General features: G+C 64.8%; 13 protein-coding genes. 9 read left to right on the top strand and 4 right to left on the bottom strand.

Features of this window, described 5'->3' with window-relative positions; genetic code table 11:
• The first annotated feature begins 93 nt into the window (after positions 1-93).
• Positions 94-663, top strand: coding sequence for a dCTP deaminase (gene dcd, locus PMI40_RS03780; protein ID WP_008112261.1), 570 nt, complete (start codon positions 94-96; stop codon positions 661-663).
• Positions 664-681: 18 nt separating this feature from the next.
• Here dcd and PMI40_RS03775 read toward each other — a convergent pair whose 3' ends face one another.
• On the bottom strand, positions 682-1,617 hold the full coding sequence (locus tag PMI40_RS03775; protein ID WP_040501621.1) for a LysR family transcriptional regulator: 936 nt from the start codon (positions 1,615-1,617) through the stop codon (positions 682-684).
• A gap of 100 nt (positions 1,618-1,717) precedes the next feature.
• On the opposite strand from PMI40_RS03775, the gene PMI40_RS03770 reads away from it, so the two are divergent.
• On the top strand, positions 1,718-2,332 hold the full coding sequence (locus tag PMI40_RS03770) for a chromate transporter (protein ID WP_008112259.1): 615 nt from the start codon (positions 1,718-1,720) through the stop codon (positions 2,330-2,332).
• Entirely contained in the window at positions 2,329-2,859 is a 531-nt protein-coding gene (locus tag PMI40_RS03765) for a chromate transporter (RefSeq protein ID WP_008112258.1), read from the top strand. Before PMI40_RS03770 ends, PMI40_RS03765 begins: the two co-directional genes overlap by 4 nt.
• Here PMI40_RS03765 and PMI40_RS03760 read toward each other — a convergent pair.
• Positions 2,841-4,829: a S9 family peptidase gene (locus PMI40_RS03760; RefSeq protein ID WP_008112257.1), complete on the bottom strand. Its 1,989-nt coding sequence runs from the start codon at positions 4,827-4,829 to the stop codon at positions 2,841-2,843. The genes PMI40_RS03765 and PMI40_RS03760 overlap by 19 nt on opposite strands.
• A 419-nt stretch (positions 4,830-5,248) precedes the next feature.
• Between PMI40_RS03760 and PMI40_RS03755 the strand changes: the two genes are divergently transcribed.
• Together PMI40_RS03755 and PMI40_RS03750 are read left to right on the top strand one after the other, a co-directional pair.
• Positions 5,249-7,894: a hypothetical protein gene (locus PMI40_RS03755; protein WP_157221434.1), complete on the top strand. Its 2,646-nt coding sequence runs from the start codon at positions 5,249-5,251 to the stop codon at positions 7,892-7,894.
• Positions 7,891-8,499 (top strand): hypothetical protein, encoded by a 609-nt coding sequence (locus PMI40_RS03750; protein WP_008112255.1) that lies wholly within the window; start codon positions 7,891-7,893, stop codon positions 8,497-8,499. The genes PMI40_RS03755 and PMI40_RS03750 overlap by 4 nt, the downstream gene beginning before the upstream one ends.
• Positions 8,500-8,601: 102 nt before the next feature.
• Here PMI40_RS03750 and PMI40_RS03745 read toward each other — a convergent pair whose 3' ends face one another.
• Together PMI40_RS03745 and PMI40_RS03740 are read right to left on the bottom strand one after the other, a co-directional pair.
• Complete coding sequence (locus tag PMI40_RS03745; RefSeq protein WP_008112254.1) at positions 8,602-10,869, bottom strand: arginine/lysine/ornithine decarboxylase; 2,268 nt, start codon at positions 10,867-10,869, stop codon at positions 8,602-8,604.
• A 177-nt stretch (positions 10,870-11,046) separates the two neighbouring features.
• Complete coding sequence (locus PMI40_RS03740) at positions 11,047-11,550, bottom strand: dihydrofolate reductase (protein WP_008112253.1); 504 nt, start codon at positions 11,548-11,550, stop codon at positions 11,047-11,049.
• A 358-nt stretch (positions 11,551-11,908) separates the two neighbouring features.
• Here PMI40_RS03740 and PMI40_RS03735 point away from each other — a divergent pair, with 358 nt between their 5' ends.
• The 4 genes from PMI40_RS03735 (at position 11,909) to PMI40_RS03720 (ending at position 18,950) form a co-directional block, all read left to right on the top strand.
• The gene (locus tag PMI40_RS03735) at positions 11,909-13,501 is read left to right on the top strand and encodes a glucan biosynthesis protein G (protein ID WP_008112251.1); all 1,593 of its coding nucleotides are present in this window, start codon (positions 11,909-11,911) and stop codon (positions 13,499-13,501) included.
• Positions 13,474-16,095: a glucans biosynthesis glucosyltransferase MdoH gene (gene mdoH, locus PMI40_RS03730; protein WP_008112249.1), complete on the top strand. Its 2,622-nt coding sequence runs from the start codon at positions 13,474-13,476 to the stop codon at positions 16,093-16,095. The genes PMI40_RS03735 and mdoH overlap by 28 nt, the downstream gene beginning before the upstream one ends.
• A gap of 97 nt (positions 16,096-16,192) precedes the next feature.
• Positions 16,193-17,410, top strand: a complete 1,218-nt coding sequence (locus PMI40_RS03725) for an efflux RND transporter periplasmic adaptor subunit (RefSeq protein WP_051001751.1) — start codon at positions 16,193-16,195, stop codon at positions 17,408-17,410.
• 79 nt (positions 17,411-17,489) lie between these two features.
• On the top strand, positions 17,490-18,950 hold the full coding sequence (locus PMI40_RS03720) for an efflux transporter outer membrane subunit (RefSeq protein ID WP_008112245.1): 1,461 nt from the start codon (positions 17,490-17,492) through the stop codon (positions 18,948-18,950).
• Positions 18,951-19,058: the final 108 nt, after the last annotated feature.

Below are 19,058 nucleotides of genomic sequence, written 5' to 3'. Positions count from 1 at the left end.
GCGGCCGGCAAATGGCCGCATGGCACGTCAAACCGGGTTTGGCGGCGCCGTTTTGGCGTAAAATTGCGCATCTTTTGAAATTGTCGAAATATCATGTCCATCAAGTCAGACAAGTGGATTCGCCGCATGGCCCAGGAACACGCCATGATCGAGCCGTACGAGCCGGGCCAGGTCCGCGCCACCGCCGAGGGCAGCAAGATCGTGTCCTACGGCACCTCGTCGTACGGCTACGATATTCGTTGCGCCAACGAATTCAAGATCTTCACCAACATCAATTCGACCATCGTCGACCCCAAGAACTTCGACGAGAAGTCGTTCGTCGACTTCCAGGGCGATGTCTGCATCATCCCGCCCAACTCGTTTGCACTGGCACGCACGGTAGAGTACTTCCGCATTCCGCGCAGCGTGCTGACCATCTGCCTGGGCAAGTCGACCTATGCGCGCTGCGGCATCATCGTCAACGTCACGCCGTTCGAACCCGAATGGGAAGGCTACGTGACGCTCGAATTCTCCAACACCACGCCGCTGCCGGCCAAGATCTACGCCGGCGAGGGTTGCGCCCAGGTGCTGTTCTTCGAGAGCGACGAGGTATGTGAAGTGTCGTACAAGGACCGCGGCGGCAAATACCAGGGCCAGCATGGCGTGACCTTGCCCAAGACCTGATCGTCCCGTGCCCCGCCATCAAGCCTCGTTTCGACGAGGCTTTTTTGCGCTCAGTCGGCGGGCTTCATCGATCATCAGGCCCAGCGCGCCGCCGTGCTCGCCATCGCGGTAGGCCAGGTGCAGCGGCGCCTTGAGGCCCGGCGCGTCATTGATCCTGAGGTAGCGCACGCCTTCGGCATTGACGTGCATCATCGATGCCGGCACCACCGCCACCCCCAGCCCGGCCGCCACCAGCGACAGCGTCGACAGGTTCTTGCGCGCCTCCTGCGTGACGCGGGGGCTGAAGCCGGCCGCGCGGCAGGCCGCGATCAGGGTGTCGTATAACCCCGGCCCGCTGGGACGGCGCGTCATGATGAAGGATTCATCGGCCAATGCCGCCAGGGCGATGCTCTTGCTGCGGGCGCCGCCGGCCAAGGCGTGGGCGCTGGGGAGCGCAGCCACCATGTCTTCTTCCAGTACCGTTTCCATCACGATGCCGGAGGCGTCGCCCACCGGCGAGCGCACGAAGGCCAGGTCCAGCTGGCGCTTGCGCACCGCCTCGACCAGCTCGTTGGTATTGGTTTCTTCCACCGTCAGGGCGACGTCGGGCGCGGCGGCGCGAAAGGCGCGAATCACCGACGGCACGAACGGATGCAGCGAGGCCGACTCGGTAAATCCCACCGCGATGCGCCCCATCTTGCCCTGCGCGATGCGGCGTACGCTGGCCACGGTGCTATCGACCTGCGCCAGGATGAGACGGGCATCGGCCAGCAGCGCCGTGCCGCTTTCGGTCAGCTCCATGCCGCGCGGCAGGCGGTTGAACAGGGTCACGCCCAACTCCTTTTCGAGCAGGCGGATCTGTTGCGACAACGGCGGCTGCTGGATGCCGATGCGCTGGGCCGCGCGGGTCAGGTGGCCCTCTTCGGCCACGGCGAGGAAGTAGCGCAGCAGGCGCAGATCGATGGCAGGTGGCATATCGGTAAAGTATGGGTAAGCAATCTGACATATATTAGACAAAATATCGACGCGGGAGTAGCCTTCGTTCATCCCATCGCACTACCGCAACGAGACCCGAATGACACCCTTGCAACCCTCTCCCGCCGATCGCCAGGCGACCGGCGCCACGTTCCATCCACCCACCTCCAGGGAATTGTTTACCGGTTTCCTGATGCTGGGCATGACCGCATTCGGTGGCGCGCTGCCGCTGGCGCATCGCATGGTGGTGGAGCGCCGGCGCTGGCTCGGCGAAGAAGAGTTCGTGCAGTTGCTGGGCCTGTGCCAGTTCCTGCCGGGCGGCAACATCATCAACCTGTCGGTCGCCCTGGGCATGAAGTTTCGCGGCGTGCGCGGCGCCCTGGCCGCCATTTTCGGATTGATCGCCGTACCCTCGGCGGTGGTGGTGCTGCTGGGCGTGATCTACCAGCATTTCCAGCACGACCCCAATGTGCGCCACCTGTTTGCGGGATTGGCGGCGGCCGCCGCCGGCCTGCTGATACAGATGGCGGTCAAGATCGCCTTGCCGTTGCGGCGCAACGTGGTGCTGGCGGGGCTGGCCGTCTTCTGCTTTGTCGCCATTGCCCTGTTGCGCATCCCGCTGGTGTGGGTGATGCTGGTGATGACGCCGATCAGCGTGCTGCTGACCGCGCGCTACGGCGAGCGTTTCTCGGCCAAGGACAAGGTGGGCAAATGACGCAGACCCTGATCGCCCTGGCCATCATCTTCACCCAGCTGTCGGTGCTGGCCTTCGGTGGCGGCAACACCATCCTGCCTGAGATGCAGCGCCAGGTGGTGGAGGTCCACCAGTGGATGAGCGCCGAGGACTTCAGCGCCCTGTTCGCCCTGGGCCAGGCCGCACCCGGCCCCAACCTGATGGTGGTCACGCTGGTGGGCTGGCACGTGGCCGGGTTCTGGGGCATGCTGGTGACCACGCTGGCCAAGTTCGGCCCGTCGTCGCTGATCACCATCGTCATGCTGCATGTGTGGGAACGTTTCAAGGACAAGCCCTGGCGGCGTCATGTCCAGGCCGGCCTGCTGCCGGTCACCGCCGGCCTGGTGGCGGCCAGTGCGTTGCTCATCGCACAGGCGTCGATCACGCATGGATTCCTGGCCGTGATCACGGTCGCCACCGCAGTGATCGCGCTCAAGACCAGAATCCATCCTCTATGGCTGCTGTTCGGCGGCGCCCTGGCCGGTTTTTTCTACCTCGGTTCGTTCTGAGGGATGGCGTCCAGGTAGCGCTTGAGAAAGTCTTCCATGGCAGTGAAGGTGGCGATGCGGTCTTGCTCGCGTGACAGCACATGGTCGGCCAGCGGCAGCTCGAGGTAGGTGTAGTGCCGGTGGCCGGCATCCTTCAAGGCCTCGGCCATGTCGCGCGACTGCTCCACCGGCACCGACCGGTCCTGCTTGCCGTGGATCAGCAGCAACGGGGTGCGGATTTCGGCACCCCGCTTGACCGGTGAGGTCTGGCGCAGCCGCTCGCGGTCTTTCCACCATTCACCGATCACGCGTTCGGCAGCGATCTCGTAGTTGATGAAGCGTTGCTCGGCCGCCAGCATGTCGCGCAGGTCGGTCACGCCGTTGAGGCTGATGGCGCAGCGGTACAGCTCGGGCGTCTTGACCACGCCCATCAACGCTGCACAGCCGCCATAGCTGGCACCGACGATACAGATGCGCGAAGCGTCGGCGAGGCCCTGTGCGATGGTCCACTGCACGCCGTCGGTAATGTCGTCCTGCATCTCCAGGCCCCAGCGCTTGAAGCCGGCCTGCTCGAATTCGGCGCCGTAGCCGGCCGAACCCCGGAAATTGACCTGCAACACGCCCCAGCCGCGGCTGGCGAGGAACTGCGTATAGGCGTCGAAGCTCGCCACGTCGCGCGACACCAGTCCGCCATGCGGCAGCACCACCAGCGGGGCACGACCGGCATTGGCGTTCCAGGGCGGGGTGAAGTAGCCGTTCAACTCGGTGCCATCGCGACTGCGGAACTTGATCGCGCGCGGCGCCGGCATGGTGGTGCCGGCCAGTGCCGGACGGGTGTCGAGCAGCTTGCTCATGCTGCCGGTCTGGCGGTCGAGCCAGTAGATGGAGGAGGGCTGGTTGATCTGCGAGGCCGACACCAGCAGTCGCATGCCATCGTCGCTGCTGCTGACGATCCTGCTGGTCTTGCCCGGCAACGCACGGTCAAGCTGGTCTTGCAACGAGCGCGCCTGCTCGTTCCAGAACACCTGTGTGCCGTATTCGCCGGCATAGTGCACGCCCACGTATTGCTTGAGCCATTTCGAATAGATCAGGCTGCCATGGATATCGAATTTGGGGTCGGCGTAGACCAGCGTGCGCGCCAGGGCGGGGTCGGCGGTATCGATCCTGAAGATGGCGCTGCGACCCTGGTGGTCGGCATAGGCGTACAGGTAGCGCGGATCGTCGGCGAACCCGATCGGCTCGATGGCGTTCTGCCTGACCTGCTCGTAGTCATCGACAGTGTAGGTGCTGAGTGGCAGCCATTGCGTCTGGCCCGGCGCGCGCACCAGCACTTTCATGGCCTTGCCGCGCCAGCCGCTGGCGACGCGGACCTGGCCCTGCCGATCGGCCTGCCACGAATGGATGTCGCCGAAGTTGCCCGCGACGCGCCGCAGCTTGGTGGTGCGCACGTCGAGGCTGTAGACGTCGGGCAGGGTGGCGCGCTCGATATCGAGCGCGACCAGCAGGCTGTCGGGACCATCCGGCGATCTGCCGAGCACCCCGTGCTGGTACTGCGGGACATGCTTGTAGTCGCTGAAGCGATAGGCCGACTGCAACAGGTTGCCTTGCAAGTGGCTGCCGTCGCTGTCGATGGCGAGCATGCGGGTCTCGTTGGTCTCGCTGCCGCCGCGATAGTCCGGGTACAGCACGCTGGCCAGCAAGCGCCGGTCATTGACCCATTGGAAATGGTAGAAGCGGTATTTCTGGTTGTCCGCCTTCAGGATGGTCTTGGGCCCGCTTGCGCCGGGGAGCTGGGTGACCAGGTAGCTGGCGCCCTCGACGTTCTGGATGTAGGCCAGCGACCGGCCGTCTGGCGAGAGGGCGATCTGCTGCACTTGCGGCAGGCCGGCGAAGGCGGCAACCGGTGGCACATCGCCGGCTGCGGCGGCGCTCGTTGTCAGGGGCAGCAGCACCAGGGCGCAGTAAATCAGGAGTTTCGGGTCGGCTCTCATTGAAGTTCTCGTGATTGTTGGAATTGTGCGGAGATTGGCGACTGGCATTTCCGGCATGCGGCAGCGGCGATTTTGCAGCGGACCACCGTCCCCGTCAATCGAACGCCATTCGGTCTACGGTTCGCAATTGCGAACTTGCCTGGGACAGGTGCGGGTTAGTGCCCGGTGGAACCGTCCGCTCTCGAGAAGCACCTATTTCCGTCGCACTTGGAAAGTGCGGGGGCATTCATGTGGCATGCGCGGCGTTTTTCGGGGGAGCAGGGATGGGTGTTTCATTTGGCGGCTTGCGTAACTTCATCCCATTCCAAGGGGTTCGGCGCATGGAGCAGGGCGCTTCGGCGCAAGCGACGCCATCCGCCAGCATCGCGGGGGAGCAGGCCGGGGAACGTGGCGCCAGGCAGCGGGTTAGCGATGGCTCCATGCGTTCCAGGCTGCTCAGGTATGTCACGCTGGACAAGCCGCGCCGGAATGTCGCCATGATGGGCCGGCAATGGGTGCATCGGACCCGCCTTGGGGGCCAGCCGACGCCACCGCCGGCGGACCCGATGCTCGGTTTCGGCGCACAGGCACGGCAACTGCTCGCCGCCCATCCGGAGCTGTGCCGTCAATTGCGGGACCTGCAGGCGCAAGGCTGGACCATTGGCGACCAACAGGTCCTGCGCGAGAGCGACCTGCGCGGGCACCGGCAGATTGCCCTCCATCCCGATCTGGCGCTGCACCAGCCGGCGATGTTCGTGTCGATACTGGCCCGGCATTGCGGCGCGGCGTTGCACCAGGCGCCGCTGTCATTGGCTTCGGAGCGAGCGTTTTCGCTGGGCTTTCTCGAGAAAGAGGCGGCCGGGGCCTTGAATGCCATCGCACTCGAGCAAGCCCGCGACGTGTCCGGACAGTCTTTGCCGCTGACGGTGGACCGGCCGATGCGCGAGGCCTATCAGATGCTGCGCTCGACCAACGGCGGCGTCATGCCATCGGCAGCGCAAATGGCCATGCAGGTGCATGAGCAATTCGCCTTGAGCGGACAGCTCGGCATGCGTGTCGGCGGACAGCGGCGGGAACGCCTGGCCGACGACATGCAGCGCCAGTACCAAGCGTTTGGCCTGCATCCGGAGGTGGCCTCGGACGATATCGCGCGTGTCGAGCATTGCTTCAACCGCACCGGCGTGGCCCACGCGGCGTCCAGCCTGGCCGCCTTTGGCACCGACCAGTCCGGTGACAGCTACTGGCTGCAGCGCAAGCAATTGTCCGGCATGATCCATCGCGGCGTGGGCGGGTTTGCGCGACTTGGCATTGCCGAGTCGCAGATCGCCGCCTTTATCGAGCAGGCCTTGGCCGCTGGCCGGCCTTACCGTTTGGATGACAGGCATTTGGTCTTGACCTACCACGATCGGGAACGTGACCAGGCGGTACAACTGTATCTCACGCTAGGCGAACGACCGGGCGAGATCACGTCGGTCCAGGCGGGGTCGGACATGCAGGGGCACTTTGTCAAGGATGCCAAAGGCCAAGCGCACTGGTTCGACCTGGCGCATTGCGACCCGCTCGACCAGGAAAAGGCGATCCGGGCTTGCGCCACGCATGGCATCGATGCCCAGTACCTGCTCGATGTGGTCCATACCGCCACGCTGGCAGGGCGCGCCACCGAGCTGCCGCCCGACGCGGCTGTTCCAGGTGTGACGCAGACCGAATACCAGTTCACCTATCGCCATCAACCGATGTCGGCGGTGCTGCGCCGTGCGCCAGGCAAAGCCTACGTGAACGGCCTGCAGATCAGGCCGCGCGAGACGACACCTGTTGCGGCCACCACTGGCGGTGTCGCCGCCGACATCGCCGAGCGCATGGACAGCGAGCACTGGAAAGCGCTGGTGGCTGGTGGCGCGAGGTTCGGGATGCCGGCCAGCAGCGTGCTGGAGAAGGTGGTCAAGCCGGACAACATGATCATGCCCAGCATCGAATATCCCGGTTTTTTCCAGTATCGCACCCGGATAAACGGTGAAACCCTGGCTGTGTTGGCGCGCCTGGAAGACGGCATCGTGGTCGAGGCCCGCATGCTGTCGGCGTTCGAGCACCTGCTGCACGCCTGTCCGGTGCAGGAGGCACATGCCCGCAAGCTGCAAAGCCAGGGTTGGCAGATCGGCATGGGCAGCTACGGCCAGGGCATCTATTGCGACACGGTCCAGCGGCGCATCGTGCTGGGCGACGCCACCCAGGAATCGGGTGTAGGCCTGTTCAAGCTGCTGGTGCACGAGATGGCGCATGCTCGCTACGACGGCGAGCTGGCAATGGGAAGCGAAGACGCCTATGTGGCCAGCAGCGCTGCCAACGAAGGCAATTCGCTGCTCAGCGAGTACGAAGCGCTGGAAGACCTGGCGCCGGGTGCCGGACGCGAAGAGTATCTGGACTTTCTTTCACGGTTTTCGTTCTCGGCCCAGGCCATGGAAATCTATCAGCGGTTGCAACACGCGCTTGCGCAGGCTGGCAGCGAGCCGCAACGCCGCGACGCGCGCCTGGCCGCACAGCTCGCCATGGGCGATATCTATGCTCGCCAGAGTCCAGCCAGTGCGCCCGATCACGTCACCTACGAGTCCAATTGGCGGGCATTCTATCGGGAGTATCACGGCGACGACACCAAGGCGGTCCGGATCGGCCGACTGGCGCGGGAGCAGGCCGGCCTCACGGTAACCGGCGTCGACGGCAGCCAGGAAGCGCCCAGCCTCGGAAACATCTACCGCATCAAGGCCTTGCCGCCGCGGCCGCAGGGTGAGATGGGCCGGCGCCCGTCGCAATTGTTCGTTACCTCTTCGACCTTGCACCAACAAAGCATCGGACAGGATTTCAGGGTCTTCGCCAACGTTGTCGACAGGGCGCTGATGCACTGCGAGCCGGAGTTGGAGGCGATCGGTACGGCCGCCGAACAGGCCATCTACCGCTTCGAGATGGATGGCGTGCCGCACCAGGTCGCCATGGTCCTGGACGGTACCGGCCAGGTCTTCAGCATCAAGCATGCCATCGGTACGCAGCGGCAAGGTGCTGGCAGTGCCTCGCCCATGGCGGCGTCCACGTCATGAAAAGCCCTTCGCCCCCTTTATCGCAGCCAGTACCCGAGCGTACCCCGGCCTTACTGACGGCGCAGGGCGCCCAGCGCCGGCACCATGCCGGCAGCGCCGATCTACTGCGTCGGCTGGCGGAGCGACCACCAGTGGCCGCGATCAGCGTGCCGCATCGTGTGCGCCAGGAGTCGTCGCTGGATTACCTGCTGCAGGCCTTGTGTGGAGCCATGCAAGGCGATGCCGGTCAAGAGTGCCTGGCCGGGCTGGTCGGTAGCGGTTGGTACGATGCGCCGGCCGTGCCAGATGCCGAGGTCAGGGTACGGCACGCGTGGCCATTCATGATCGGCGATTGCGCGATCCCGACGGCGCGGATGCATTGCCGTGCGCGCGATGGCGAACTGCAGCAGCTGTATCTGGGCCTGGCCGGCGAAGCGCTGGATATGTCCCGCATGCCACGGCAATTGAGCAAGATGCAGGCGTCGCCGGCCTATCAGGAAGGCGGGCCGGACGACATCCTGTTTTCCTGCGAGCAGTCCTGGGGGCGTCTGGGTATCGTGGCCGACAGGAGCGGCACCATCGCCCGTGCCCTCCTGCTGGTTCCCGTGGCGGCCGCGCACAGGTAGGCGGACGTGGCATGGCAAGGCTTCGCCGATCCGCTGTCGCCAGGAAAAAAGCCGACACCGCTATTGCGGCATCGGCTCTTGTCGTGGCCAGTGTGACCAGGCCTATTGCTTGACGCAGTCGACGAAGTAATCGCGACGGCCATCGACCTCGCGCTTGACCAGGCCATGCACGTCGGTTTCGAAGCCCGGAAATTTCTCATTGAAATCGCGCGCGAACTTGAGGTAGTCGACGATGGTCTTGTTGAAGCGCTCGCCCGGGATCAGCAGTGGAATACCGGGTGGGTAGGGCGTCAGCAGGATCGATGTCACGCGGCCTTCGAGTTCGTCCAGCGGCACCCGGTCGATTTCGCGGTGTGCCATCTTCGAGAACGCGTCCGACGGTTTCATGGCCGGTTGCATGTCCGACAGGTACATCTCGGTGGTCAGGCGTGCCACGTCGTAGGCCCGATAGGTCTCGTGGATCTGCTGGCACAGGTCGCGCAGGCCCAGGCGCTCGTAGCGCGCATTGCGGCCCTGGTTGGCCGCCGCGAACTCGGGCAGGATGCGCCAGATCGGCTGGTTCTTGTCGTAGTCGTCCTTGAACTGCTGCAGCGCCGTCACCAGCGTGTTCCAGCGGCCCTTGGTGATGCCGATGGTAAACATGATGAAGAACGAATACAGGCCGCACTTCTCGACGATCACGCCGTGCTCGGCCAGGTACTTGGTCACGATCGAGGCCGGGATGCCGGCTTGGCCGAACTGGCCATCCAGCGACAGGCCCGGGTTGACGATGGTGGCCTTGATCGGGTCGAGCATGTTGAAGCCCGGCGCCAGGTTGCCGAAGCCGTGCCAGTCGTCCTCGGCCTTGATGATCCAGTCTTCGCGCTCGCCGATGCCGTCCTCGGCAAACTGGTTCGGTCCCCAGACCTGGAACCACCAGTCGCTGGGTCCGAATTCCTGGTCGATCTTCTTCATGGCGCGGCGGAAGTCGAGCGCCTCGAGGATGCTTTCTTCGACCAGCGCGGTGCCGCCCGGGGCTTCCATCATGGCCGCGGCGACGTCACAGGAGGCGATGATCGAGTACTGCGGCGAGGTCGAGGTGTGCATCAGGAACGCCTCGTTGAAGGCATCCTGGTCAAGTTGCACCGTTTCGGATTCACGCACCAGGATCTGCGAGGCCTGCGACAGGCCTGCCAGCAGCTTGTGGGTCGACTGGGTCGAGAAGATCATCGACTTCTTGGCGCGCGGGCGGTCGCGGCCGATGGCGTGCATGTCCTTGTAGAAGTCGTGGAAGGTGGCGTGCGGCAGCCAGGCTTCATCGAAGTGCAGGGTATCGATCTCGCCGTCGAGCATCTCGCGCAGGGTCTCGACGTTGTACACCACGCCGTCGTAGGTCGACTGGGTGATGGTCAGGATACGCGGCTTCTTGTTGACCGCCTCGCGGGCAAACGGATTGGCTTCGATCTTCTTCTGGATGCTTTCCAGCGTGAACTCCTCGAGCGGGATCGGCCCGATGATGCCCAGGTGGTTGCGGGTCGGCATCAAAAACACCGGAATGGCGCCGGTCATGATGATCGAGTGCAGGATCGACTTGTGACAGTTGCGGTCGACCACCACGATGTCGCCCGGGGCCACCGTCGAATGCCACACCATCTTGTTGGAGGTCGAGGTGCCGTTGGTGACGAAGTAGCAATGGTCGGCGTTGAAGATGCGCGCCGCATTGCGCTCGGAATTGGCCACCGGACCGGTGTGGTCGAGCAACTGGCCGAGTTCCTCGACGGCGTTGCAGACGTCGGCGCGCAGCATGTTCTCGCCGAAGAACTGGTGGAACATCTGGCCGATCGGCGACTTCAGGAAGGCCACGCCACCCGAGTGCCCCGGGCAGTGCCAGGAGTAGGAACCGTCCTGGGCATAGTCGACCAGCGCGCGGAAGAACGGCGGCGCCAGGCCGTCGAGGTAGGACTTGGATTCACGGATGATGTGACGCGCCACGAATTCGGGGGTGTCCTCGAACATGTGGATGAAACCATGCAGCTCGCGCAGGATGTCGTTGGGGATATGGCGCGAAGTGCGGGTCTCGCCGTACAGGTAGATCGGGATGTCGGCGTTCTTGTGGCGAATCTCGCCCACGAAGGCCCGCAGCGCCTTGAGCGCGAAGTCGGTTTCTTCGGAAGAACCGGCGCCGAACTCTTCGTCGTCGATCGACAGGATGAAAGCCGAGGCGCGCGACTGCTGTTGCGCAAACTGCGCCAGGTCGCCATAGCTGGTCACGCCCAGGACTTCCCGGCCCTCGGCCTGGATGGCATCGGCCAGGGCGCGAATGCCCAGTCCGGATGTGTTCTCGGAACGGAAATCTTCGTCGATGATGACGATGGGGAAGCGGAATTTCATGGATTTCTCCAGGGCTCGAGCGCCCATGCGCCATGGGGCGGGCCGGGAGCGCTCAGGGGTCAAGAGGAACTGCGCCTGGGCAGGTAAAAAGAAAGCGGATTTTCGCAGATATGCGAAAAAGAGGTGCGCATATTAAAGAAAAACCGGAAAAAACAACAGGGCCCATGCAGGCTGGCCTCAAGGTCTTTCGTATGTCACAAACGCATAGTCGAATCCGCCGCTGTCGCTGTGGTGCTGCTGGCGGTCGGTTTCGCGCCATTCGTGCGGCGCCAGCGCCGGGAAGAAGGCATCGCAATCGAAGCTGTGGTCGATGCGAGTGACGATCAGCCGGCGCACCAGCGGCAGGGCTTCGGCGTAGACTTGCGCGCCACCGATGATGAAGGCCGGGGCACCGGCGCCGAGCTGCGCGGCAGCCTGCAGCGAAGTGGCGACTTCGACCCCTTCGTGTTGCCATGCGGCATTGCGCGTGATGACGATGTTGCGGCGGTTGGGCAGGGGGCGCCCGATCGATTCGAAGGTCTTGCGACCCATCAGGATGGCATGCCCCGAGGTGGTGCGCTTGAAATGCGCCAGGTCTTCGGGCAGCCGCCAGGGCAGGGTGTTGTTGATGCCGATACCGTTGTTGCGGTCGGTGGCCACGATGATGGTGAGCCCATCCGTGGCGGAGCTAAGCGAAGACATGCGGATTCTTTCGTCGAACGCGTCGGCCGGGAGGGGCCAACGAAAGCCGACATGTTACAGGAGATGCTGCGGCACGGAACTTTCCATGCGAACGCTGCCCTTATACGTTGGACTGTGACATCGAATTAGTTCGATTGCCTGCCAGTCCACCGCGGTCCCCCTGAACTGGTCGCAACGCCGAATCCGCGCATTGCGGCGAACAATTCATGCAACATTTGGTTAAACTAGCGCCTGCTTTTCCGGCTGCACCGTGATCGCCGTCATATTTGTCCCCCGCGAAGAACGCGAGCAGTGTGCGCCGCGGATGGCGCTGTCGAAAGCTCAACAATCAGAAAATTGCATGTCAGACAATAAAATAATGTGGTCCCCCATCGTCCCCCGACCGGCTGCGCTGCCATGGCAGCCGGTATGCCGCAGCTGGTGGCGCCGCCTTGCCGGCCCGCTCGCCCTGGTCGGGCTGCTGCTGGTGCAGCCTGCGGCGTTCGCCTTCGACTTCAACACGGTGGCCGCGCGCGCCAAGGCGCTGGCCGGCAAGTCGTACAAGAAGCCGTCCGAAGAGGCGCCCAAGGCGGTGCGCGAACTGAGCTACGAGCAGGCCAACCAGCTGAGCTATCGCGTGGACAAGTCGTACTGGCGGGCCCAGAAGCTGCCGTTCGAATTGACCTTCATCCATCTTGGCGGTGGCTTCAACGATCCGGTCAAGATCAACGAGGTGATCGGCAACAGCGTGCGCGAGATCGGCTTCAATCCGGCGTTGTTCGATTACAGCCACGTGCGCGGCGTGGATCCCCGTACCCTGCGCAACATCGGCTTTGCCGGTTTCCGCATCCGTTTTCCGGTCAACAACCCCAAGGTCAAGGATGATGTGCTGACCTTCCATGGCGCCAGCTACTTCCGCGCCATGGGTAAGGGCCAGGGCTATGGCCTGTCCGGACGGGGCCTGGCGATCGACACGGCGCTCTATTCGGGCGAGGAATTCCCGCGCTTCACCGAGTTCTGGCTGGAACGGCCCGCCGCCGAGAGCCGCGAGCTGGTGGTCTACGCGCTGCTCGATTCGCCGCGCGCCACCGGCGCCTATCGTTTCGTGCTCAAGCCCGGTTCGGACACCGCCATCGACGTCAAGGCCCAGATCTACCTGCGCAGCAACGTCACCAAGCTGGGCATTGCGCCGTTGACGAGCATGTTCCTGTTCGGCGAGAACCAGCCTGGTCCGGCCGACGACTTCCGGCCCGAGGTGCATGACTCGGACGGGCTGTCGATGCAATCGGGCACCGGCGAGTGGTTGTGGCGCCCGCTGGTCAATCCCAAGCGCCTGCTGGTGACGTCGTTCTCGTTCGACAACCCGTTGGGCTTCGGCCTGATGCAGCGCGACCGGGAATTCGGCAACTACCAGGATCTCGACTACAACTACCAGGCGCGCCCCAGTGCCTGGATCGAACCCAAGGGCAAATGGGGTTCGGGTCGGGTGGAGCTGGTACAGATCCCCACGCCCGACGAGACCAACGACAACATCGTGGCCTACTGGATTCCCAATACGCTGCCCAAGCCGGGCCAGCCGCTCAACGTCGAGTACCGCATGCTGTGGCAGAAGGATGGCGAGAAGAGGCCCCCACTGGCCTGGGTCACGCAGACCCTGTACGGCCATGGCTACCGGCCACGCCAGGAAGGCAAGCAGGACGACGGCTTGGCGCTGGCGGTCGATTTCGACGGCAGTTCGCTCAAGAAGCTGGCCGCCAATGCCCGCGTCGAGGGTGTGGTCGAGGCCGACGCCAATGGCAAGATTGCCAGCGTCACCACCCGCAAGAACGAAGTCACCGGTGGCTGGCGCATCGAGGTCAAGCTGCGTCGGGTCGAAGATAACAAGCCGGTCGAGTTGCGCGGGTTCCTGCGTAACGGCAACGGCGGCACAACCTTGTCAGAAACGTGGAGCTACATATTACCCCCCAACTAAGGCAGACATCGGCGGCCTCGCAGGCGCTCGAGGATTACCTCGACCGCCTGCCGCTGTCGCCTGGGCAGCGTCTTGAGCTGATCGAGCGCGTGGGCGAGCAGGGCTCGGGCGATCCGGTGGCCGACCTGCATCGCGTGCTGGCCGCGGCCGGCCAGGGCGACTCCTCGCTTTCCGATCCATCCACCAGCGACAGCGCCGCCCGGGCATCGGTGGCGGCCCGGCTGCAATTGCTGTTTGCCGGTGCGGCCAGTGCATCGCACCAGGCGCCGCCGATCGGCCAGGAGCGCGGCCACCCGCACATCGAAGTGGGCCCGCCGCTGGCGCGTCGCTCGATGGTGCCGCGCCCGTGGGGCGACCTCAATCCGTTGGCGCGCTGGGTCGACGAAGAAAACCGCCGTCTCGAACGCCGGCCGCGCCGCTGGCGCCGGCACAAGACGCACGCGGCGGCGGCCGAACCGGTGCTGGCCGACGAGCCGCATTACGTCGAGGATCACCTGGGCAATTCCGACGCCCCGGATCCGAAGGGCTACTGGCAGCGCAGCGGCAATGTACGTCGTATCACCTTGCTGGTGCTGATGGTGCTGCAGACGTCCATGGCGACCTATTTCATGAGCGATGTGCTGCCGTATCACGGTACCAAGCCGCTCGAGATGCTGGTGCTGGGCCTGTTCGCGCTGCTGTTCTTGTGGGTGTCGGCCGGTTTCTGGACCGCCATGACCGGCTTTCTGGTGCTGATGCGGGGTGACGACGAATACCTGATCTCGCACGAGAAATCGGGCAGCCGCGAGATCTCGCCGCAGGCCCGGACCGCCATCGTCATGCCGATCTGCAACGAGGATGTGGCGCGGGTGCTGGCCGGCCTGCGCGCCACCTACGAATCGCTGGAGCGCACCGGGCAGTTGCAGCATTTCGACTTCTTCATCCTGTCCGACAGCTACGAAGCCGACATCTGCGCCGCCGAAGTCCAGGCCTGGACCACGCTGTGCCGCGAAACCGGCGGCTTCGGCCGCATCTTCTATCGCCACCGTCGGCGTCGGGTCAAGCGCAAAAGCGGCAACCTGGACGACTTCTGCCGTCGCTGGGGCAGCAACTACCGCTACATGGTGGTGCTGGACGCCGACAGCGTGATGACCGGCGAATGCCTTACCAAGCTCACGCGCCTGATGGAAGAGCATCCCGGCGCGGGCATCATCCAGACCGCCCCGCGCGCGGCTGGCCGCGACACGTTGTATGCCCGTATCCAGCAATTCTCGACCCGCGTCTATGGTCCCTTGTTTACGGCCGGCCTGCATTACTGGCAACTGGGCGAGTCGCACTTCTGGGGCCACAACGCCATCATCCGCCTGGCGCCCTTCATGAAGCACTGTGCGCTGGCGCCGTTGCCCGGTCGCGGCAACCTGTCGGGGCCGATCATGTCGCACGATTTCGTCGAGGCCTCGCTGATGCGTCGCGCCGGCTGGTCGGTGTGGATCGCCTACGACCTCGACGGCAGCTACGAGGAAATGCCGCCCAACCTGCTCGACGAACTGAGCCGTGATCGCCGCTGGTGCCAGGGCAACCTGATGAACTTCAGGCTGTTCCTGGCGCGCGGCATGCATGTGGTGCACCGCGCAGTGTTCGTCACCGGGGTCATGGCCTACGTATCGGCCCCCTTGTGGGCACTGTTCCTGGTGTTGTCGACGCTGCTGCTGGCGGCGCATACGTTGATCGATCCGCAGTACTTCGTCGAACCGCGCCAGATGTTCCCGATCTGGCCCGAATGGCATCCCGAAAAGGCGCTGGCGCTGGTCTCGGCCACTGCCACCATCCTGTTCCTGCCGAAGGTGCTGGCGGTGTTGCTGTTTGCGGTAAAGGGCGCGCGCGGCTTCGGCGGCGCGCTGGCGCTGACGGCCAGCATGATCGTCGAGCTGCTGTTCTCGATGGTGCTGGCGCCGGTGCGCATGCTGTTTCATACGCGCTTCGTGCTGGGCGCCTTCCTGGGCTGGAACGCCGGCTGGAAGTCGCCGCCACGGGCCGACAACGAAACCGGCTGGGGCGAGGCGGTGCGTCGCCACGGCATGCATTCGGTGGTGGGCGTGGCCTGGGGCGCGCTGGTGTACTGGCTCAATCCCTCGTTCATCTGGTGGTTGCTGCCGATCGCGGGCTCGCTGGCCATCTCGATACCAGTGTCGGTGCTGTCCTCGCGGGTAGGATTCGGGCGCGCCTTCCGCGGCATGGGTTTCTTCAAGATTCCTGAAGAAACCGACCCACCGTTCGAATTGCGCGAAACCATCCGCCATCATCAAGCCACGCCGGCGTTGCCGGGCTTTATCGAGGCGGTGGTCGATCCGGCCGTCAATGCACTGGTCTGCGCCACCGCCCATGCCCACCCGCAGGTACCGCAGCTGACCCTGCACCTGCGTGACAAGCTGGTGCGTCGCGCACTCAGGGAAGGTCCTGACGCGCTCGACGAGAAGCAGAAGATGAGCCTGCTCGATGAGCCCGGCCTGTTGTCGCAATTGCACCAGGCCGTCTGGAGCGGCGCGCCCGAGGTCCACCCGCAATGGCGTGCCGCCTTGGGCGCTGCGCCCGGCGCTGCCGCGCTGGCGGCTTGAGGCGACCGACGACGGCACGGCAGGGCGGCATGGCGGCCGGCTGAACTGCGGCCGTCATCATTTGAGGTAATCCAGGATGCAAGACAGGCAGGACACCATGAGCGAGCAGCAAGCACCATCGTCGACACCGGATGCCGCGCCGTCGCGCCTGACGCTGGTGGCCGGCACCGTGGTGGTGGCGCTGCTGGTGGCCGGTGCCGCGTTGCTGTGGCGCCAGCGCACGCCACCGCCAATGGCGGCCCCGGTGCCGGTCAAGCTGGAGACGGCCAGCGTCGGTCGCGCCGATCTCGAGCAGGTGGTCAACGCCACCGGCAACGTGGTGGTGCAGAACTATGTCGATATCGGTTCCAAGGTGGCCGGCCAGATTGCCGACGTCGATGTCGCCATCGGTGAAACGGTCAAGGCCGGGAAGGCATTGGTGACGGTGTCGCCGGCGGTCCAGAACGGGCGCGTCGAAAGCAACCGGGCGCAACTGGCACGGCTCAAGGCCGAGCTGGCCGGGCAAAACGCCCAGCTCGACTTTGCCCAGCTGCAGTTCCAGCGCCAGACCCAGTTGAAGGCCGAGAACGCCACCCGCGAAGAGGCCTACGAATCGTCGCGCATGAACATGTATGCCGCCGCCGCCAAGGTCGACGCCACCAACGCCCAGATCCAGCAGACCGAGGCGAGCATCCGCGAAGACGAGGCGATCCAGAAGCAGACCCGCATCGACGCCCCGGTGGGCGGCACCATCGTCACGCTCAACGCACGGGTGGGCCAGATGGTGGGTGGCAACCAGGAAGTGCTCATGCGCATTGCCGACCTGTCGCGCATGACGGTGCAGGTGCCGGTGGCCGAAGAAGACGTGACCCGCCTGCAAAAGGGCATGACCGCCTATTTCACCACGCCCGGTTTTCCCGGCAAGCGCTGGAGCGGCAAGCTGCGCCAGATCATGCTGTTGCCCACCGACGACTCGGGCCGCCAGGGCAAGAAGGCCTTCTATACGGTGCTGTTCGATGTCGCCAATCCCAGCCGCGAGCTGATGAGTGGCATGAGCGCCGATGTCTATTTCGTGCTGGCGCGGGTCGACCAGGCGCTGACGATTCCACAGTCGCTGGTGACCAAGCCCGGCATGGATGGCACCCAGCCGGTCAAGGTGGTACTGCCCGACGGCAAGCTGGAGACCCGTCGCATCAAGATCGGCATTCGCGACGGCGAACATGCCCAGGTGCTGTCGGGGCTGAAAGAGGGTGAACAGGTGCTGCTGCCGGCCAATGCCGTCGCACCTTCGAACGCTGCATCGCCATCGCCATCGCCATCGACGGCACCGCGCTAGCGCGGCGGCTGTCCTATACAATGCCTGGATCGGCCCCGGGGTGGGCGCGACCTGTTATGCCTTTGATCAGATTTCACCTATGACCCAGCGCCGCCTGTCACCCGCGCCATCACTTGCCTTCAAGACCATTGCCCTGGCGCTCATCGTGGCGCTGGGCGGTTGCGCCACGCGCCAGGTCGACAAGGACGCGGCGCCGCAGATGGACGTGCCCGACAACTGGAGTCGCAGCAACATCGGCGCCGCCGGCACCGGTCCGGCGCAAGCCGAGCAGTTGTGGCCCGATTCGGACTGGTGGAAGCAGTTCGGCAGCAACGAGCTGTCGATGCTGGTCGACGAGAGTCAACAAAACAATTTCGAGATCGCCGCAGCGTTTTCGCGGGTGCGCCAGGCCGAAGCCCAGGCGCGCCTGGCCGGCGCGCCCCTGTTGCCGGCGGCAGGCGTCAATATAAATGCCGCGCGCAATCTGCCGATCTCCGGTGGCAGCCCCAGCAATACTGCCGGTGCCACGCTGGATGTCAGTTACGAGATCGACTTCTGGGGCAAGAACCGCGCTGGCCGCGATGCGGCCGAAGCGTCGTTGCGCGCCAATCGCTACGATCGCGAAACGGTGGCGCTGACGGTCACCTCGGGCGTGGTGTCGACCTACCTGCAGGTCCTGTCGTTGCGCGACCGGCTCGAGATCGCGCGCCAGAACGTCAGCACCGCCGAGCGCGTGCTCAAGCTGGTGGAGGCGCAAAGCCGGGCCGGTTCCGCTTCGCCGCTGGACCTGGCGCGGCAGCGCTCGGCGCTGGCCAACCAGCGGGCCCTGATACCCGACCTGCAACAGCAGGAGCAGGATGCGCAGACCGCGCTGGCGATCTTGCTGGGTCGCCCACCGCAGAACTTCACCGTGCAGGAAAAAGGCCTGATGCGCATCCAGATGCCACGCATCTCGGCCGGCCTGCCCTCCGAGCTGCTCACCCGCCGACCCGACATCCGCCGCGCCGAGGCCAACCTGGAAGCGGCCAGTGCCAATGTGGCGGTGGCCCGGGCGGCGCTGTTTCCCAGTATCACCCTGACCGGTTCGACCGGCGCCCAGAGCAGCGCCTTGCTGTCGCTGTTCGATGGTCCCAACCTGTTTGCCAGCATCGGTGCCGGCCTGATCGCACCGATCTTCGATGGCGGGCGCCTGCAGAACCAGCGCGACCTGGCCATCGCCCAGAAGGAAGAGCTGGTGCAGGTGTACCGCCAGCGCGTCATCAATTCGCTGTCCGAGGTGGAAAAAGCCCTGGGCGCCATTCGCAGCCTGGAGGAGCGTTACCGCCTCAAGACCGGTGAAGTCGACCAGGCGCGCTTTGCGTTCGAGTTGTCCGAGATCCGCTACCGGGCCGGTGCCGAGGACTTGATGGTGGTGCTCGACACGCAACGCGCATTGTCGGAAGCGCAGAACCAGCTGGGCCAGATCAAGCTGCAACGCCTGCAGGCCACGGTGTCGCTGTACAAGGCGCTGGGCGGCGGCTGGCAGGACAATTCGGCCAGCAGCTCGACGCTGGCACCCTGATGCCGGTACCGGCCATCCATTTCAACTGTAACCCGACCACGCCAGGCTGAAACATCCCTGAAGGGAGTGCCGGGCATCATGGCTTCTCATCAGAGGCGCATCGATCCC

Source organism: Herbaspirillum sp. YR522, from assembly GCF_000282575.1.
In the GTDB taxonomy this organism is placed as follows: Bacteria; Pseudomonadota; Gammaproteobacteria; order Burkholderiales; family Burkholderiaceae_D; genus Herbaspirillum.
Note: the sequence above shows the minus strand (reverse complement) of the source record. Positions and strands in the feature narration are given on the sequence as shown.

Bases quoted from the DNA above. Each gene is read 5' to 3' on its own strand.
- dcd (WP_008112261.1), top strand. From the start codon at position 94: ATGTCCATCAAGTCAGACAAGTGGATTCGCCGCATGGCCCAGGAACAC.
- PMI40_RS03775 (WP_040501621.1), bottom strand. From the start codon at position 1,617: ATGCCACCTGCCATCGATCTGCGCCTGCTGCGCTACTTCCTCGCCGTG.
- PMI40_RS03770 (WP_008112259.1), top strand. From the start codon at position 1,718: ATGACACCCTTGCAACCCTCTCCCGCCGATCGCCAGGCGACCGGCGCC.
- PMI40_RS03765 (WP_008112258.1), top strand. From the start codon at position 2,329: ATGACGCAGACCCTGATCGCCCTGGCCATCATCTTCACCCAGCTGTCG.
- PMI40_RS03760 (WP_008112257.1), bottom strand. From the start codon at position 4,829: ATGAGAGCCGACCCGAAACTCCTGATTTACTGCGCCCTGGTGCTGCTG.
- PMI40_RS03755 (WP_157221434.1), top strand. From the start codon at position 5,249: ATGCGTTCCAGGCTGCTCAGGTATGTCACGCTGGACAAGCCGCGCCGG.
- PMI40_RS03750 (WP_008112255.1), top strand. From the start codon at position 7,891: ATGAAAAGCCCTTCGCCCCCTTTATCGCAGCCAGTACCCGAGCGTACC.
- PMI40_RS03745 (WP_008112254.1), bottom strand. From the start codon at position 10,869: ATGAAATTCCGCTTCCCCATCGTCATCATCGACGAAGATTTCCGTTCC.
- PMI40_RS03740 (WP_008112253.1), bottom strand. From the start codon at position 11,550: ATGTCTTCGCTTAGCTCCGCCACGGATGGGCTCACCATCATCGTGGCC.
- PMI40_RS03735 (WP_008112251.1), top strand. From the start codon at position 11,909: ATGTGGTCCCCCATCGTCCCCCGACCGGCTGCGCTGCCATGGCAGCCG.
- PMI40_RS03725 (WP_051001751.1), top strand. From the start codon at position 16,193: ATGAGCGAGCAGCAAGCACCATCGTCGACACCGGATGCCGCGCCGTCG.
- PMI40_RS03720 (WP_008112245.1), top strand. From the start codon at position 17,490: ATGACCCAGCGCCGCCTGTCACCCGCGCCATCACTTGCCTTCAAGACC.